Below are 15,803 nucleotides of genomic sequence, written 5' to 3'. Positions count from 1 at the left end.
CGCCATGTCTTGCAGCAGTATCCGGAGGCAGCATGGCTCGCGCTAAGAGCGTGCTGTCCGAGGCGCGCCAGATCGAGATCGCGTCCGAACTCATCCGCCTCGATGCCCGGTTGCAGGTGCTCGAGGCGGAGGTGCAGCTGTCGCGCGAGCGCCTGCTGCGCCTGTACCGCGAGATCCGCGGAAAATCTCCCCCCAAGGGCATGCTGCCGTTCTCCACGGACTGGTTCATGACCTGGCAGCCCAACATCCACGCTTCGCTGTTCATGAACATCCACCGCCACCAGGTGGGCCTGGACGACGCGACGGCGGTCGAGGCGCTGATCCGTGCCTATCGCCTGTACCGGGAGCAGATCGGGCAACTGGGCCTGCCCGAGGTCCTGTCGATCACGCGGGCCTGGCGCCTGACCCGGTTCTTCGACGCCGGCATGCTGGGCATGACGGCCTGCACCTGCTGCGGCGGCGAATTCGTCACCCATACCTTCGAGCTGGCCCACCAGTACGTCTGCGGGCTTTGCCACATGCCGTCCCGCGCCGGCAAGACCCGGCGCACGGCCACCGCCGCGCAGGCCGCCAAGGCGGCCCCCCGCTGATGCCGGCCACGGGAGCTTCCGCTCTCAAGTTTTGTTTTTGCCGGCCGAAAACCCGTTCATGGCTTCGCGCAATGTGCCACCGAAGCCTGATTGCCCCACGCACGGCAGTTCCCCAGGATCCTGGCTGGCAAAGACCCGATGCCCCGCATCGAGTCTCCTTGTCCAGACCGACGATGCGGAGGATCCGGCTCCGCCGGTCCTCTCGCATCGCCCCCTGGGGGGCGCGCGAAGCGCGTAGGGGGGGACCTCATCCACATGCTCGTCATCATCGGCTACATCATCGTTGGGGCGTCTGTGCTGGGCGGATATGCCATGCATGGCGGCTCGCTGGGCGCGCTGTTCCAGCCGTTCGAACTCGTCATCATCGCCGGCGCGGCCCTGGGCGCGTTCGTGTGCGGCAACTCCAGCAAGGTGGTGCGGGCGACGCTGAAGGCGCTGCCGACCACGCTGCACGGCTCGCGCTTCACCAAGCAGCGCTACCTCGACCTGCTGGCGCTGCTGTACGAGATCCTGAACCGGGTGCGGCGCGAAGGCCTGATGTCCATCGAGGCCGACGTCGAGGAGCCCCACAACAGTCCGTTGTTCCAGAAATACCCCGCGCTGGTGGCCGACGAGCACCTGGTCGAGTTCGTGACCGACTACCTGCGGCTGATGGTAAGCGGCAACCTGAATCCGCTGGAGCTGGAAGCCCTGATGGACCAGGAAATCGACACCCATCACCAGGAGGCCAGCGTGCCGGCGCATGCCATCCAGCGTATCGCCGACGGGCTGCCGGCCTTCGGCATCGTCGCCGCGGTCATGGGCGTGGTCAACGTGATGGGATCGGTGGGCGAGCCGCCGGCCGTGCTGGGCGCCAAGATCGGGGCGGCGCTGGTCGGCACCTTCGTCGGCATCCTGCTGGCCTACGGCATCGTCGGTCCGCTGGCCTCGGTGCTGGAGCAGAAGGTAAGCGAAAGCAGCAAGCAGCTCGAATGCATCAAGGTCGCCCTGCTGGCGAGCCTGAACGGCTATGCGCCGGCGCTGGCCGTGGAGTTCGGCCGCAAGGTGCTGTTCTCGACCGAGCGTCCCACGTTCGGCGAGCTGGAGGACACGGTGCGGGGCAAGTCCGCGGCATGACGGCACGGTAGGGAGTCGCGATCATGGCAGGCAAGGACGGCGCAGCGCCGATCATCATCAGGCGGTCCCGCAAGCGGGCCGGCAAGGCCCATGGCGCGGGCATGTGGAAGATCGCCTATGCGGACTTCGTCACCGCCATGATGGCCTTCTTCCTGCTGATGTGGCTGCTGACGACGTCGGCCCAGGCCGACCTGGAGGGCATCTCCGAATATTTCCGTACGCCCCTGCGCGTGGCGGTCACGTCCGGGAGCGTGGCGGGCGATCCGGTCAGCGTGCTGACGGGCGGCCAGCATGTGAGTCCCCGCATCACGCCCCAGCGCCGGGCCAGCGACGAAGAGCAGGAGGCCCGCGAGCGCCGCAAGCTGGAGGGCCTGAAATCCGAACTCGAGAGCCTGATCTTCACGCAGCCCACGCTGACCCAGTTCAAGGACCAGATCCTGCTGGACTTCACCGACGAGGGACTGCGGATCCAGATCGTGGACGAGAAGAACCGGCCCATGTTCGATACCGGCAAGACCGTGCTGAAGGACTACAGCCGCGTCATCCTGGACGAGCTGGCCCGCGTGCTGAACGGCGTCGAGAACAAGATCTCGATTTCGGGCCATACCGATTCGACGCCCTATGCCGGCGGCAATGGCGGCTACAGCAATTGGGAACTCTCGGCCGACCGCGCCAATGCGGCACGACGCGAAATGCTGACCGCCGGGATGCAGGAGGACAAGGCGTTGCGCGTGGTCGGGCTGTCCGACTCCGTGCCCTTCAACCGCGCCGACATGAAGGCGGCCGAGAACCGGCGCATCAGCATCGTGGTGCTGAACAAGCGCAGCGAGGAATTTCTCAAGAAAGGCGGCGTTTATGTCGATGTACCCGCCATTCCCGGCAGGTTGAACGACGGGACGCCGTTGCGGGTGTCCGCTCTGGAATCGCAATGATCACTGGGCCGGCTTGGGCCGGCCGGTATGGAGGATGCTATGGGTGCCGGTGACAATCGGTTGATGGAAATGGTGGACGAGAAGGCCCGGCTCGCCGGTTCCAACAAGATGGAGCTGCTGCTGTTCTCGCTGGGGGGCAGCGAGGTCTTCGGCATCAACGTGTTCAAGGTGCGCGAGGTGTGCGAGACGATTCCGATCACCCGCACGCCGAACGTGCCGCGCGGGGTGGAGGGCATCATTTCGCTGCGCGGCGCGATCCTGCCGGTCATCGACCTGGCCACCACGATCAACATGAAGGTCGACGCGCCGCGCACCAAGCTGCTGATCACCGAGTTCTCCAGCCATACGCAGGCCTTTCTCGTGGCGGACGTGGACCGCATCGTGCGCATCGACTGGGACAAGGTCAAGTCGCCGCAGTCCATGCCATCGAACAACACGTCGTTCATGACGGCGCTGACCGAGCTGGCCGATGGCAAGCTGGTGTCCATCCTGGACGTCGAGCAGATCCTGGCCTCGGTCATCGGCGAGGACAAGATCCCGTCCGAGATCCAGCAGGTCGATGCCGACATCAAGGCGAACGTGTTCTTCGCCGACGATTCCTCGCTGGCGCGCAAGAAGATCACGGAAGTGCTGGACCGGATGGGGCTGCCGCACCAGCATGCCACCAACGGCGCGGACGCCTGGGACAAGCTCAAGGGCATCGCGGCCCGGGCCGAGGCCGAGAAGCTGCCGCTCGACCTGATGCTGGGGCTGATCCTGGTCGATGCCGAGATGCCCGAGATGGACGGCTACGTGCTGACCCGCCACATCAAGTCCGATCCCCGCTTCGCGAAGATTCCCGTCGTGATGCATTCGTCGCTGTCGTCGGTCGCCAACAAGAAGCTCGGGCAGCAGGTGGGCGTCGATGCCTATGTCGCGAAATTCCACCCCTCGGAACTGGCTAGTATGATCGCCGCTCAACTCACACACATCAAGGCCAGAAAGGGAGCAAATGAAGCCTGACGATTTGAAGTTCCTTATCGTCGACGATTTTTCGACGATGCGGCGCATCGTCCGCAATCTCTTGAAGGAACTCGGCTACAACAACGCCGACGAGGCCGAGGACGGCCAGATCGCATTGAGCAAGCTGCGCAGCGGCCTGTTCAATTTCGTGGTCAGCGACATCAACATGCCGAACATGAACGGCTTCGAGCTGCTGCGCGAGATCCGCGCCGACGACCAGCTCAAGAAGCTGCCCGTGCTGCTGGTGACCGCCGAGGCCAAGAAGGAAGACATCGTGCTGGCCGCCCAGATCGGGGCGAACGGCTACATCGTCAAGCCCTTCACCAAGGCGACGCTGGAAGAGAAGCTGACCAAGATCGTGCAGAAAATGAGCGGGAGCACGTAATGGCCCATACCGGCGATACCGAAGACCTCGAAGCGTTGTTCGACCAGATTTCGTCCGAGACCCTGGCTCGGCTCGACGCCGAACCGGCGGCCGGCGCGGCCCCGGCCGCGGATCCCGCCGCGAGCGCGGGCGAGGCGGCGGCCGAGCAGTCGCCGGAGTTCTACCAGCGGGTCGGCATGCTGACCCGGCAGTTGCACGACGCGTTGCGCGAGCTGGGCTACCACCAGAAGGTGGAGCAGGCCGTCCACTCGCTGCCCGACACGCGCCAGCGCCTGGACTACATCGCGCGGCTGACCGGACAGGCCGCCGAACGCGCCCTGTCCAACGTCGAGAAAGGCCAGGAGATCCAGGAGGGCGTGGAGCGGGAAGGCGCTCGCCTGAGCGGGCGGTGGCGCGAGCTGTACGAGCGCCGGCTGGGCGTCGACGACTTCAAGCAGGTGGCGGCCGACACCAGTGCCTTCCTGGACCGTACCCAGGAGGATGCCCGAGCCACCCAGGCGCTGCTGACCGACATCATGATGGCGCAGGATTTCCATGACCTGACGGGCCAGGTCATCCAGAAGGTGCTCAAGCTCGCCCAGGACTTCGAGGACGAGCTGGTCAAGCTGCTGATCGAGAGCACGCCTCCGGAGAAGCGCAATGCCGCGCACAGCGAATGGATGAACGGCCCCGTCATCGACGCCTCCAGCCGCGACGACGTGGTGACCAACCAGGCGCAGGTCGACGACCTGCTGGAAAGCCTGGGATTTTGAGCGAGTAAACGAGTGTCAGCCTTCTCCGACATGCAGGACCTGCTTGCCGATTTTCTGACCGAGGCTTCGGACCTGCTCGACGACGTCGACATCGGCCTGGTCGAGCTGGAGCAGCGTCCCGACGACGCCGGCCTGCTCAACCAGGTGTTCCGGGGTTTCCACACGGTCAAGGGCGGGGCCGGGTTCCTCGAGGCGACGCCGCTGGTGGAGTTGTGCCACCGGGGCGAGAACCTGCTGGACCTGCTGCGCGGCGGTTCGCTGCGCATCACGCCGGAAATCATGGACGTGATCCTGGCCGCGACGGGGGAAGTGCGGCGCATGTTCTCGGAAATGGAGCGCGGGGCGATGCCCGAGCCGGCGCCCGCCGGGTTGCTGCTCGCGCTCGAGGCTGCCGCCATGGGCGAGACGGTCGACACCAGCACGCTGCGGACGGATTCCCTGCCGGCCGCGGCCGCGGCCGAGGCCTCGCGCGTGCCGGCCCACGCCGCCGCGCCGGCCCCGCGGGCGGACAGCGAGCCGGACTGGCTGGGCTACTACCGCGCCGCATTCGGCGACCCCCCGGGGATGCAGGTCGAGGCCCAGGCGGCCGCCGAGGCAGGCGCGCCGGCATCGTCGCGGCCCTATCGCCCCGAAATGCTGGCCCCCGCGGGCGGCGCGCAGGCCGTGGCCAAGGACGCGACGATACGCGTGGATACGGCGCGCTTCGACCAGATCCTGAACCTGTCGGGCGAGATCGGCCTGACCAAGAACCGGCTGTCGTGCCTGCGCGACGCGCTCCTGGGCACCAGTCGCCGGGACGACGCGGCGGCCGAGACGCTGGATGCGGTCTTCAGCCAGCTGGATACGCTGGTTTCCGACCTGCAGTCGGCCGTCATGATGGCGCGCATGCAGCCGGTCGGCCGGGTGTTCCAGAAGTATTCGCGCCTGGCGCGCGACCTGGCCCGCCAACTGGGCAAGGACGTGGAGCTGAACATCACCGGCGGCGAGACCGAGGTCGACAAGACCATCCTGGACGAGCTGAACGACCCGCTGGTGCACCTGATCCGCAACGCCGTCGATCATGGCATCGAGACCATGGTCGAGCGCCGTTCGGTCGGCAAGCCCGCGCGCGGCACGGTCCACCTGTCGGCCCGCCAGACGGGCGATTCCATCGTGATCGAGGTATCGGACGACGGCCGCGGCATGGATCCCGACGTCATCCGCCGCAAGGCCATCGAGAAAGGCGTCATCAGCGCGGAAGACGCCGCCGTGCTGGACAACGCCCATTGCCTGCAGCTGATCTTCCTGCCGGGGTTCTCCACCCGCAGCGAGGTCAGCGACCTGTCGGGGCGCGGCGTCGGCATGGACGTGGTCAAGACCAACATCGAGAAGCTCAAGGGGCAGATCGACATCCAGTCCGCGCCGGGCATGGGGTCGCACATCGTGATCTCGCTGCCGCTGACGCTGGCCATCCTGCCCGTGCTGATGCTCAAGCTGGTGGACCAGCCCTACGCCATTCCGCTGTCCGTCGTGCGCGAGATCATTCCGCTGCGCCAGGAGGAAATGCACACGGTGGGCAGCAACCAGGCCTTGACCATACGCGGCGAGATCCTGCCGGTCATCGACCTGGCCGTCCTGCTCGGGCGCCAGCGCGAAGAGCCGCCGTCGCTGGCGGTCGTGCTGGCCTACGGCGAACGCCAGCTGGTCCTGGGCGTGGACGGCTTCATCGGCCAGGACGAGGTCATGATCAAGCCGCTGGAAGGCATCCACCCCAAGGGCGTGGCCGGCGCGACCCTGTCGGGCGACGGCACGCTGGTGCTGGTCCTGGAGATGAAGCAACTGCTGGAAGGGGTGTTTTGACCCCCGGGCGCCGGCAGGCCTGCCGCGGGCGCGAGTAGCGGCGCTTTCCGGGGTCTGTTTCGGGCTTTGTCCGCGCAGGCCATCGCGAATAATCCATACGCCTACATGGCTGGGGCGGCGCGCGTTCGCCTGGCCGGTGTGAGGCCGCCGGGGGCGCGGATAGCGCGCCGGCGTTCGTCGATATCCGGAATACCGTGGCAGATAACCAGGAAAGCGGCCAGGAAAAAACCCTGGCACCGTCCCAGCGGCGGCTGGACCAGGCCCGCGAGGAAGGGCGCGTCGCGCGTTCGCGCGACCTGTCGGGCGCCGTCGCGACCTTCGCCTGCGTGGCGGCGCTGGCCTTGGCGGGGGCGGGCATCGCCGATCGCGCCATGACCTGGATGAAGACTGCTTTCGCCACGGCGGCGGGAACGGCCGCCGTCACGCGCGACGATGCGATGCTGCTGAAGTCGTTGAACGAAGTGCTGGCCGATGCGCTGCTGGCGATCGCCCCCATCCTGGCGGCCGGCATGGCGGCGGGTATCCTGGGTTCGATCGGGTTGGGCGGGCTGGTGCTGTCCGGCAAGGCGCTGGGCCCCGATTTCAGCCGGCTGTCGCCGCTCAAGGGCTTCGGCCGTATCTTTTCCCTGGCCGGGCTGGGCGAACTGGGCAAGTCCATCCTGAAGGTCCTGGTGCTGGGCGGCGTGGCCGGGCTGCTGGTCTGGCATGGCTCCCAGGGCTGGCTGGCACTGGTCCTGCCGTCGCCTCCACGGGCCCTGGCCGAGCTGGGCGGGATGCTGTCGAATCATGCGCTGGTGCTGGCTGGCGCGCTGTTCGTCATCGCGGCGGCCGACGTGCCGCTGCAATGGTGGAACCACCACAAGAACCTGCGCATGACCTTCGAGGAAGCCAGGCAGGAGAACAAGGAAACCGAGGGCGACCCTCACGTGAAGGGGCGCATCCGCCAGTTGCAGCGCGATCGGGCGCGCTCGCGCATGATGCAAGCGGTGCCCACGGCCGACGTGGTGGTGACCAATCCGACCCACTATGCGGTCGCGCTCAAGTACGACGACAAGCGAATGGGGGCGCCGCGCGTGGTGGCCAAGGGGACGGACGGCGTCGCCGCGCGCATCCGCGAGCTGGCCGGGCAGCACAAGGTGGCGGTGCTGGAGAGCCCCAGGCTGGCCCGCGCCCTGTATCGCCACGCCGACATCGACCAGGAAGTCCCGGTGGCGCTGTACCGAGCGGTCGCGCAGGTGCTGGCGCACGTCTACCAATTGCGGGACTACGTGTCCGGACCGCCGCCCGAGCTGCAGCCGGTCGAGATCCCCGCGGGTTGGGATCCGCTGGATGACGCGCCGCTGCGTCGCGGAGGGCGGGCATGAGCGGCCGCAGCCTCAAGCTGGGCGGGTTGGAGTTCAATTCGGCGCAGCTGCGCGAACTGGGCATGCCGGCCTTCATCCTGCTGGTGCTGGGGATGATGCTGCTGCCCCTGCCGCCGCTGATGCTGGACCTGCTGTTCACCTTCAACATCGCGATCTCGCTGCTGGTGCTGATGGTGGCCACCTATACGAAGCGGCCGCTGGATTTCGCGGTATTCCCCAGCGTGATCCTGGTCACCACGCTGCTGCGCCTGTCGCTGAACGTGGCGTCCACGCGCGTGGTGCTGCTGCACGGCCACAGCGGCCCCGATGCCGCGGGCAAGGTGATCGAGGCCTTCGGACAGTTCCTGGTAGGCGGCAACTTCGCCGTGGGCGTGGTCGTGTTCCTGGTGCTGGTCATCATCAACTTCGTCGTGATCACCAAGGGCGCGGGCCGGATCGCCGAGGTGTCGGCGCGGTTCACGCTGGACGCCATGCCGGGCAAGCAGATGGCGATCGACGCCGACCTGAATGCCGGGCTGATCGACGAAGCCACCGCCCGCAAGCGCCGTAGCGACGTGGCCCAGGAAGCCGACTTCTACGGCGCGATGGACGGCGCGTCCAAGTTCGTGCGCGGGGACGCCATCGCCGGCATCCTGATCCTGTTCGTGAACATCATCGGCGGCCTCCTGATCGGCGTGGGCCAGCACGGCCTGAGCTTCGCGGAGGCCGGACGTGCCTACGTGCTGCTGTCCATCGGCGACGGCCTGGTCGCGCAGGTGCCGGCGCTGCTGGTGTCCATTGCCGCCGGCCTGATCGTGTCCCGCGTGGGCGAGGGCGAGGACATCGGCACCGAGGTGGGCAAGCAGTTGCTGGGCACGCCGCAGGCGATCGCCCTGTCGGCCGCGATCATCGGCATGCTGGGCCTGGTGCCGGGCATGCCCAACCTGGCATTCCTGACGCTGGCGGCGGGCCTGGGCGGGCTGTCCTGGCGCATGGCGCGGCTGCGCAGGCGCCAGGCCGAGACGGCGGCCGCGCCGCCCGTGGTCGACGAGCCGGCGGAGGCGCAGGAGGCCAGCTGGGACGACGTCACCCAGGTCGATACGGTGGGGCTGGAGGTCGGCTACCGGTTGATCCCGCTGGTGGACAAGACCGGCGACGGCGACCTGTTGAAACGCATCAAGGCCCTGCGCAAGAAATTCGCCCAGGACGTCGGCTTCCTGCCAGCGGCCGTGCACATCCGCGACAATCTCGAATTGCGCCCTGGCGGCTATCGCATCACGCTCAAGGGCGTGGCGATCGGCGAGGGCGAGGTGCAGACCGGCGGTTTCCTGGCCATCAACCCGGGCCGCGTGACCCGCGAGATCCCGGGTTCTCCCACGCGGGACCCGGCGTTCGGGCTGCCGGCGCTGTGGATCGAGGCCACCGCGCGGGAGGCGGCGCAGGCCGCCGGCTATACCGTGGTCGACATCGGCACCGTCATCGCGACCCACCTGTCCCATCTGCTGCACAACCACGCCGCCGACCTGCTGGGCCGCGCCGAGCTGCAGGCGTTGTGCGACCACTTCACGCGCGGCACGCCCAAGCTGCTGGAAGACCTGGTGCCCAAGCTGATCTCGATGGCTACGCTGCAACGGGTCCTGCAATCGCTGCTGGACGAGGGGGTCCACATCCGCGACTTCGGCACCATCGTCGAGACGCTGTCCGAGCACGCGGTCCATACCCAGGATCCGGTCGAACTGGTCGGGGCGGTGCGGGTCGCGCTGGGGCGGGCCATCACCCAGGGGATTTTCGGCGCCAACGGCGAAGTCGACGTGCTGGCGCTGGACCCCGAGCTGGAGCGCATACTCCAGACCATCAGTTCCAAGGCCGGCGAGATCGGCGCCATCGAGCCCGGCCTGGCCGAACGCCTGTTGAGCGAAGCCGCCGCCGCGGTCGAGAAGATGGATGCCGTGGGCAAACCCGCCGCGCTGCTCGTGCCCGACCGCCTGCGCCTGGCCCTGGCTCGTTTCTTCCGCCGTTCCGTGCCGCGCCTGAAGGTGCTGGCGCATTCCGAGATTCCCGAATCCCGCCTGATCCGCGTCGCATTGACGCTGGGAGGGCGCTGAGCATGTCCATCCTCTCTAGCTTCCAGGTATCCGCTCCATGAAGTTCCGCAAATTCATTGCTGCCTCCACGCGGGATTGCCTGCGCATGATGCGCGAAGCCCTGGGCGCCGATGCCATGATCGTGTCGACCCGGCGTACCACGGCAGGGGTCGAGGTGGTCGGCATCCGCGCGCAGGACATGCCCACGGCAGACGAGGTCGCGGGCGAGGTGGCCCACGTGGCCGTCGCCTCGGCGCCGGCAGTCGATCCTTCCCGGGAGGAACAGGCTGCCCGGCCGGCCCTGTGGGACGACATGGAGGACGAATCGGTGCGCCTTTCGCCGGCGGCCCGGGTGCTGGCGCAGCATGACGAGACGCCCGGGCGCGCGGCACCGGCCACCCAGGCGCAGCCGGACGCCGCCGCGGCCGAGCCGCCGCGCGTCGAATGGCCGCGCCTGCAGGAAGGCCAGATTCCGCACCTGGTACGCGCGGGCGGCGACTATGCCGATCCGGCGCACGCCATGGCGGTGGCCGCCGCCGACGGCGGCGCGGACAAGCCCGTGCTGCGCCTGGGCGTGAGCCGTCCGGCCGCGGACCGGCGCGCGGCGCCCCGCGCCAACGGGACTGCCGATCGTCCGGCGCGGCCCACGGGGCAGGCTGCGCCCGCCAAGCCGGCGGCTCCCGCGACGGTGACCGCCAGGCTGGATGAACAGGATCGCGCCGAACTGGCGAGCCGGGTAGCCGATCCCATCGTCAGCGAGATGCGCTCGATGCGCGGCTGGCTGGCGCACCAGATGGACGCGATGGCCTGGCGCGACAGCACCCAGCGCCACCCGCTGCGCCGCGAGCTGTGGCGGCGCATGGTCGACTGCGGTTTCACGCCGGAGCTGGCACGCAGCGTCGCGTCGCGCCTGCCGGCCTCCCAGGGCGTGGACGACGTCGAGCGCTGGCTGGCCGAAGTGCTGGTCCGCAATCTTGCCTGCGTCGACGCCGAAGCCAGCATCGTCGCCCAGGGCGGGCGCTACGCCATCGTCGGCCCCACGGGGGTGGGCAAGACCACCACCACCGCCAAGATCGCGGCCCACTGCGTGGTCAGGTACGGCGCTGGCGCGCTGGGATTGATCTCGACCGACCAGAACCGGATCGGCGCGGTGGACCAGCTCCACACCTTCGGCCGCATTCTCGGCGTCGAGGTCTATGCGGCCAAGGGCGCCAGCGATCTCGACGTCCTCCTGGCCAGCATGGCGGACCGCAAGCTGGTCCTGATCGACACGGCAGGCATGAGCCAGCGCGATACGCAGATCGCGCGCCACCTGCAGGCCATCTCCGGCGAAGGAGTCAAGCGGCTGCTGGTGATGCCCGGTGGCTCGCATGCCGAGCAGGCGGAGGACATCGTGAACGGCTATTCGGCCGGCGGGCTGGCGGGCATGGTGGTGTCCAAGCTGGACGAAGCCGTGCGCCTGGGCGGCGTGCTGGACGCGGCCATCCGCCATCGCGTGCCGTTGCACTACATGACCAACGGCCAGCGCGTGCCCGAGGACATCCATGTCGCCAACGCGCGGCTGCTGGTGCACCGGGCGCTGCGCGTGCGCAACGCGCCGGTGTTCGCGCTGGAGGCCGAGGAGCTCGACTGGGCGTGCGCGGCCGCGGTGCCGCCGGTGGAGTCCGCATCGTCGCAGCCGGCGCAGGCCTGACCATGGGACACCCCCGTCCCGAATTTTCCCCGCGAGAGATGAATGTATACGCGTGAAGGAACCCTGGCGCGCGAGACCAACGTCGAACAGTACGTGCCCATGGTGCGCCGGATGGCCCATCACATGGTGGCACGGTTGCCCGCCAGCGTGCAGATCGAGGACCTGATACAGGCCGGCATGCTGGGCCTGCTGGATGCGCTGGGCCGCTTCGAGGAAGGGCTGGGCGCGCAGTTCGAAACCTACGCGACCCAGCGCATACGCGGCGCCATGCTCGATGAGCTGCGCCGGGGCGACTGGCTGCCGCGCAGCGTCCGACAGGTCCAGCGCAAGATCGAGGCGGCCATGCATCGCAGCGAGCAGAAGCTCGGCCGCTCGCCCACCGACACCGAGATGGCGGCCGAGCTGGAGGTGGGGCTGGCCGAGTACCAGCAGATGCTGGTCGATGCCCGCGGCGTGCAGTTGTTCCACTACGAGGATCTGGAGAGCGGCGAGGATGCCGACGACTACCTGGATCGGCATATGTCCGCCGACGGTTCGGGCGATCCTCAATCGAGGCTGTCGGACCGCCGTTTCCGCGAGGCGGTGGTGAACGGCATTGAGCGCCTGCCCGAGCGCGAAAAGCTGGTGATGGGTATGTACTACGAGCAGGAAATGAACTTCAAGGAGATCGCCGCGGTGCTGGGCGTGACCGAGTCGCGGATCTGCCAGTTGCATTCGCAGGCGGTTTCGCGTTTGCGCACGCGCCTGAAGGAATGGGGGCGCTGAGGCCCGTGTTCAGCGCGACAACTGGCCGGAGGCGGAGTAGGACAGCTCGGCCCCGCTGATGCGCGCCAGTGCCGCGTAGCGGGCCGAGGCCGACACGGTATTGAGCGTGGACAGTTCGGCGCCTATTTTCAACGGGAGCGCTGCTTCGGCCAGGCGTTCGCGCCAGGCCTGCCGTACTTGCGGCTCGGCCGCCTGCAGGCCGGGCAGGGCACGCGGGATGGCGCGCTGCACTTCCAGCACGCGTAGGCTGAGGTCCTGGGTGGCGGCGTCGATGCGCTGGGTGTCCGCGCCGGCGACGGCCTGGGCCAGCGACTTGCCGGCGGCGCAGCAGCGTTCGACGATCTGGGAGAATTCCTCGGGGGTCATGATTGGCGCGCCAGGCCGCTTTCGATTTCCAGCAGGCGGTCGGCGACGACCTCGGCGTTCACGGTGAATTCGCCGTTGCGAATGGCCTGCTTGATGCGCTCGACGTTCTCGGCGTTGAAGGGAGCTTCGCCCGCCGGCACCTGGCTGGTGGCCAGCGCCGACAGCTGGACCTGGTCGAGCTCCGATCCGCCGGCGGGCGCCGGGGCGGGCGTCGCGGGACGGGCTTCCGTGCCTGGGGCGGACCGGGAAACCTTGATTGAATCGGGACCCTTTGGGGTGATCTTCACGTTGACTCCATCTTGCTGCCGCTGTGGAGTGGTCGCGCCAACCCCGGCAGATGAGGCAATTATCGGCGCCTGCGTCCCGAACTTTAGCATCGGCGCGCCGGGCGCGGGCGTATTGCGCTACAGGATGTAAGCACTGCGTGGGCGGCTTCAAGAGCCGGCGCCGCCCGGGAACATGCCCTAGAGATTGACTTCGATTTCCCGGTCCTCGCGCAGGATGCCCGCCACGGTGCGGCCCGAATCGAGCTGGACGCGCGCCGTCTGGCCCGGGCTGGCCGGGTGCAGCATCCGGCCGGTGGCCTTGATGACGAAGCCCGCTCCAGTCAGCACCACCTGCACGGGGTCTCCCGGTCCGAGATGGGCACGCGACTGCACGGCGGATGGCGGAATGGGTTCGCCCGCCTTCAGCGGACGCGTGACGGTCGAGCCCTCGAGCTGGCGTGGATCGGTGGCGACGCCGCGGGGCCAGGCCGCCACGTTCACCTCGGCCAGCGACCAGTCGCTTTCGCGCAGCACGGTCCCGGCGGGCAGGGGGCGGCTGGGAACGGGCACGGGCACGAGCAGCGCGACCTCGGCCGGGATGCGGATCTGCCAGGGCTGGTGCGCGCAGCGCAGGCCGATCGAGGTCTTGCCGGTGGGCCTGCCGCCGGCGGGCAGGAACACCTGGGGCGCGCAGGGGGCCTGGGCGATGCGTTCAGCGGCCTGCTCCTGGATGTGGATGTCCAGGCGGCCGCCCAGCGTGGCGGCCGCGGCGGCGGCGCGCGCTTCGAGCAACTGGCGGCCGCGCTCGAGCAGGTCGGCGGCGGACGGCGAGGTGCCGGGCGTATCCGCCCAGGCGGGAAGCTGCGCCAGGCAGGCCAGCAGGAGCGCCGCGGCGGTCGCGCGGCCGGACCGTTTCATGGAGCGGCTCTCCGGGATTTTCGAGGGACGCGACACTCTATCGCGCCCCGGGCGGCCGGAAGGTGAAAACAAGGATGAAAAAGATGCCTTACTCCGCCTTTGTTCATGGCAGGGAATCCGAATAATGGCGATACCTGCGAAAGGGCCCGGTACCGCACGCAAGGACAGGAGGTCATGTGATCAGCCGCATAGGCGACGAACTGATGTTCAACGCGCAAGCCCTGGAGCTGCGTGCCCGCCGCCAGGAGGTCCTGGCGGCCAACCTGGCCAATGCCGAGACGCCCAACTACAAGTCGCGGGACTTCGATTTCGGCGCTGCGCTGCGGGCCGCCACGGGCACGCCGGAGCCGGATGCCGCGCAGGCGCCGCTGCGGATGGCCGCCACCGATGCCCGGCACCTGCGGGGCGACGCCGGGGACGGCCTGCCGGTGGCATTGAAGTACCGCACGCCCACGCAGGCCTCGATCGACGGCAATACCGTCGATCCGGACCTGGAGCGCACGCGCTTCGCCGACAACGCGCTGCGCTACGACGCCGCGCTGCGCATGTTGAACGGGCAGGTCCAGACGCTCCAGCGTGCGATCCAGAACAACTGAACGAGGCACTATCCCCATGTCCATGAGCAAGGCATTCGAGATCGCCGGTTCGGCACTGACCGCCAACAGCCAGCGCCTGAACGCGGTGGCCAGCAATCTCGCCAACGCCGAAAGCGTGAGCGGGCCGGACGGCCAGGTCTACCGTGGCCGCAAGGTGGTGTTCGAGTCCTATCTCGTCCCGGGCGCCGTGGCCGGCGGCAACGGCGTGCGCGTAAGGGAAGTGCTGACCGATCCCTCGCCGCCCAAGCGCATCTACGATCCGAAGCATCCCATGGCCGACGCCGAGGGCTACATCAGCATGCCCAACGTCGAGGTCGTCGATGAAATGGTCGACATGATCGCCGCCTCGCGCGCCTACCAGACCAACGTCGAGGTCATGAACACCGCCAAGACCTTGATGCAGAAAACACTGACGCTGGGCACCTAGCCCCAGACGCCGGGCCGCCCGCGGAACGGGCGCCCTTTAGCAAGGAATCCGCATGGCCGTTTCCAACGTCAACAGCAACACCGGGGCCGGAGCCTCGGGCAACTCCCTGGCCGCGTCGTCCGCGGAGGAGCTGTCCAACCGCTTCCTGACCATGCTGACCGCGCAGATGCGCAACCAGGACCCGCTCAACCCGCTCGACAACGCCGAGCTGACGTCGCAGCTGGCCCAGATCAGCACGGTCACCGGCATCAGCCAGCTCAACACGACCATGCAGTGGCTGGGCTACAGCATGGGAAGCCTGCAGGCCACCCAGGCGGCATCGTTGATCGGCCGCAAGGTCATGCTGGCCGGCGACGGCCTGACCCTGGCCGACGGCAAGGCCGAAGGCGGCTATGTGCTCAGCATCCCGGTCGAGAGCGCCGAGCTGGTCGTGAAGAACGCCGACGGCATCGAGGTCGCGCGCAAGAAGCTGGCCGACGTCGATGCCGGCGTGCATGCCTTCACCTGGGACGGCAAGAATGCGAAGGGCGACACGCTGCCCGACGGCGACTACAAGTTCGAAGTGCAGGTCGGAGAAGGCACCAAGGTGGGGGCGGCGCCGCCGCTGAGCGTGACCCAGATCACCTCGGTGCGTCCGTCCTCGGGCTCGACCACGGTGGTCGATGCCAAGGGCAATCTCGTCAACCTGTCTGACGTCTACCAGGTCTGGTAGTACGGCGCGTCCTGCCC

Annotated in this window: 17 protein-coding genes; 14 read left to right on the top strand and 3 right to left on the bottom strand. The window is 68.3% G+C overall.

Annotated elements, in window-relative coordinates; all coding sequences use genetic code 11:
- Window positions 1-32: 32 nt before the first annotated feature.
- From flhC to R4823_RS18480, 11 genes are all read left to right on the top strand, one after another.
- Window positions 33-590 carry a flagellar transcriptional regulator FlhC gene (gene flhC / locus R4823_RS18530; RefSeq protein WP_338615721.1) on the top strand — a complete coding sequence of 186 codons (558 nt, stop codon included), beginning with the start codon at window positions 33-35 and terminating at the stop codon, window positions 588-590.
- 255 nt (window positions 591-845) lie between these two features.
- Entirely contained in the window at window positions 846-1,706 is an 861-nt protein-coding gene (motA, locus tag R4823_RS18525) for a flagellar motor stator protein MotA (RefSeq protein WP_087841491.1), read from the top strand.
- Window positions 1,707-1,729: 23 nt separating this feature from the next.
- Entirely contained in the window at window positions 1,730-2,638 is a 909-nt protein-coding gene (gene motB / locus R4823_RS18520) for a flagellar motor protein MotB (protein ID WP_087841490.1), read from the top strand.
- A 39-nt stretch (window positions 2,639-2,677) separates the two neighbouring features.
- The gene (locus R4823_RS18515) at window positions 2,678-3,640 is read left to right on the top strand and encodes a chemotaxis protein (RefSeq protein WP_087841489.1); all 963 of its coding nucleotides are present in this window, start codon (window positions 2,678-2,680) and stop codon (window positions 3,638-3,640) included.
- A complete protein-coding gene (cheY, locus tag R4823_RS18510; RefSeq protein WP_087841488.1) occupies window positions 3,630-4,025 on the top strand; it encodes a chemotaxis response regulator CheY in 396 nt (131 codons plus the stop codon). Before R4823_RS18515 ends, cheY begins: the two co-directional genes overlap by 11 nt.
- A complete protein-coding gene (locus R4823_RS18505) occupies window positions 4,025-4,777 on the top strand; it encodes a protein phosphatase CheZ (protein WP_338615718.1) in 753 nt (250 codons plus the stop codon). Before cheY ends, R4823_RS18505 begins: the two co-directional genes overlap by 1 nt.
- Window positions 4,778-4,789: 12 nt before the next feature.
- Complete coding sequence (locus R4823_RS18500; RefSeq protein WP_338615717.1) at window positions 4,790-6,616, top strand: chemotaxis protein CheA; 1,827 nt, start codon at window positions 4,790-4,792, stop codon at window positions 6,614-6,616.
- A gap of 194 nt (window positions 6,617-6,810) precedes the next feature.
- A complete protein-coding gene (gene flhB / locus R4823_RS18495) occupies window positions 6,811-7,980 on the top strand; it encodes a flagellar biosynthesis protein FlhB (RefSeq protein WP_087841485.1) in 1,170 nt (389 codons plus the stop codon).
- Window positions 7,977-10,064 carry a flagellar biosynthesis protein FlhA gene (gene flhA, locus R4823_RS18490; RefSeq protein WP_279817378.1) on the top strand — a complete coding sequence of 696 codons (2,088 nt, stop codon included), beginning with the start codon at window positions 7,977-7,979 and terminating at the stop codon, window positions 10,062-10,064. Before flhB ends, flhA begins: the two co-directional genes overlap by 4 nt.
- A 37-nt stretch (window positions 10,065-10,101) precedes the next feature.
- Window positions 10,102-11,736, top strand: coding sequence for a flagellar biosynthesis protein FlhF (gene flhF, locus R4823_RS18485; RefSeq protein ID WP_338615714.1), 1,635 nt, complete (start codon window positions 10,102-10,104; stop codon window positions 11,734-11,736).
- Window positions 11,737-11,778: 42 nt separating this feature from the next.
- Window positions 11,779-12,501: an RNA polymerase sigma factor FliA gene (locus R4823_RS18480; RefSeq protein ID WP_087841482.1), complete on the top strand. Its 723-nt coding sequence runs from the start codon at window positions 11,779-11,781 to the stop codon at window positions 12,499-12,501.
- 9 nt (window positions 12,502-12,510) lie between these two features.
- Here R4823_RS18480 and R4823_RS18475 read toward each other — a convergent pair whose 3' ends face one another.
- From R4823_RS18475 to flgA, 3 genes are all read right to left on the bottom strand, one after another.
- Window positions 12,511-12,867 (bottom strand): hypothetical protein, encoded by a 357-nt coding sequence (locus R4823_RS18475; protein ID WP_338615711.1) that lies wholly within the window; start codon window positions 12,865-12,867, stop codon window positions 12,511-12,513.
- The gene (gene flgM / locus R4823_RS18470) at window positions 12,864-13,154 is read right to left on the bottom strand and encodes a flagellar biosynthesis anti-sigma factor FlgM (protein ID WP_338615710.1); all 291 of its coding nucleotides are present in this window, start codon (window positions 13,152-13,154) and stop codon (window positions 12,864-12,866) included. Before flgM ends, R4823_RS18475 begins: the two co-directional genes overlap by 4 nt.
- Window positions 13,155-13,331: 177 nt before the next feature.
- Complete coding sequence (gene flgA / locus R4823_RS18465; protein WP_338615709.1) at window positions 13,332-14,051, bottom strand: flagellar basal body P-ring formation chaperone FlgA; 720 nt, start codon at window positions 14,049-14,051, stop codon at window positions 13,332-13,334.
- Window positions 14,052-14,227: 176 nt separating this feature from the next.
- On the opposite strand from flgA, the gene flgB reads away from it, so the two are divergent.
- From flgB to R4823_RS18450, 3 genes are read left to right on the top strand one after another with little or no spacing between them, the layout of a single operon-like run.
- Entirely contained in the window at window positions 14,228-14,647 is a 420-nt protein-coding gene (gene flgB / locus R4823_RS18460) for a flagellar basal body rod protein FlgB (RefSeq protein WP_087841478.1), read from the top strand.
- A gap of 16 nt (window positions 14,648-14,663) precedes the next feature.
- On the top strand, window positions 14,664-15,074 hold the full coding sequence (gene flgC / locus R4823_RS18455) for a flagellar basal body rod protein FlgC (protein WP_087841477.1): 411 nt from the start codon (window positions 14,664-14,666) through the stop codon (window positions 15,072-15,074).
- Window positions 15,075-15,126: 52 nt separating this feature from the next.
- Complete coding sequence (locus R4823_RS18450) at window positions 15,127-15,786, top strand: flagellar hook assembly protein FlgD (RefSeq protein WP_087841476.1); 660 nt, start codon at window positions 15,127-15,129, stop codon at window positions 15,784-15,786.
- Window positions 15,787-15,803: the final 17 nt, after the last annotated feature.

The sequence above is a fragment of the Pigmentiphaga sp. CHJ604 genome (assembly GCF_036972535.1).
GTDB classification, from domain to species: domain Bacteria; phylum Pseudomonadota; class Gammaproteobacteria; order Burkholderiales; family Burkholderiaceae_B; genus Pigmentiphaga; species Pigmentiphaga daeguensis.
The sequence above is the reverse complement of the archived record's forward strand: the minus strand, read 5'-3'. Positions and strand labels throughout refer to the sequence as shown.

Excerpts from the sequence above, each read along its gene's own strand:
- flhC (WP_338615721.1), top strand. The coding sequence starts at position 33 with ATGGCTCGCGCTAAGAGCGTGCTGTCCGAGGCGCGCCAGATCGAGATC.
- motA (WP_087841491.1), top strand. The coding sequence starts at position 846 with ATGCTCGTCATCATCGGCTACATCATCGTTGGGGCGTCTGTGCTGGGC.
- motB (WP_087841490.1), top strand. The coding sequence starts at position 1,730 with ATGGCAGGCAAGGACGGCGCAGCGCCGATCATCATCAGGCGGTCCCGC.
- R4823_RS18515 (WP_087841489.1), top strand. The coding sequence starts at position 2,678 with ATGGGTGCCGGTGACAATCGGTTGATGGAAATGGTGGACGAGAAGGCC.
- cheY (WP_087841488.1), top strand. The coding sequence starts at position 3,630 with ATGAAGCCTGACGATTTGAAGTTCCTTATCGTCGACGATTTTTCGACG.
- R4823_RS18505 (WP_338615718.1), top strand. The coding sequence starts at position 4,025 with ATGGCCCATACCGGCGATACCGAAGACCTCGAAGCGTTGTTCGACCAG.
- flhA (WP_279817378.1), top strand. The coding sequence starts at position 7,977 with ATGAGCGGCCGCAGCCTCAAGCTGGGCGGGTTGGAGTTCAATTCGGCG.
- flhF (WP_338615714.1), top strand. The coding sequence starts at position 10,102 with ATGAAGTTCCGCAAATTCATTGCTGCCTCCACGCGGGATTGCCTGCGC.
- R4823_RS18480 (WP_087841482.1), top strand. The coding sequence starts at position 11,779 with ATGTATACGCGTGAAGGAACCCTGGCGCGCGAGACCAACGTCGAACAG.
- R4823_RS18475 (WP_338615711.1), bottom strand. The coding sequence starts at position 12,867 with ATGACCCCCGAGGAATTCTCCCAGATCGTCGAACGCTGCTGCGCCGCC.
- flgA (WP_338615709.1), bottom strand. The coding sequence starts at position 14,051 with ATGAAACGGTCCGGCCGCGCGACCGCCGCGGCGCTCCTGCTGGCCTGC.
- flgC (WP_087841477.1), top strand. The coding sequence starts at position 14,664 with ATGTCCATGAGCAAGGCATTCGAGATCGCCGGTTCGGCACTGACCGCC.
- R4823_RS18450 (WP_087841476.1), top strand. The coding sequence starts at position 15,127 with ATGGCCGTTTCCAACGTCAACAGCAACACCGGGGCCGGAGCCTCGGGC.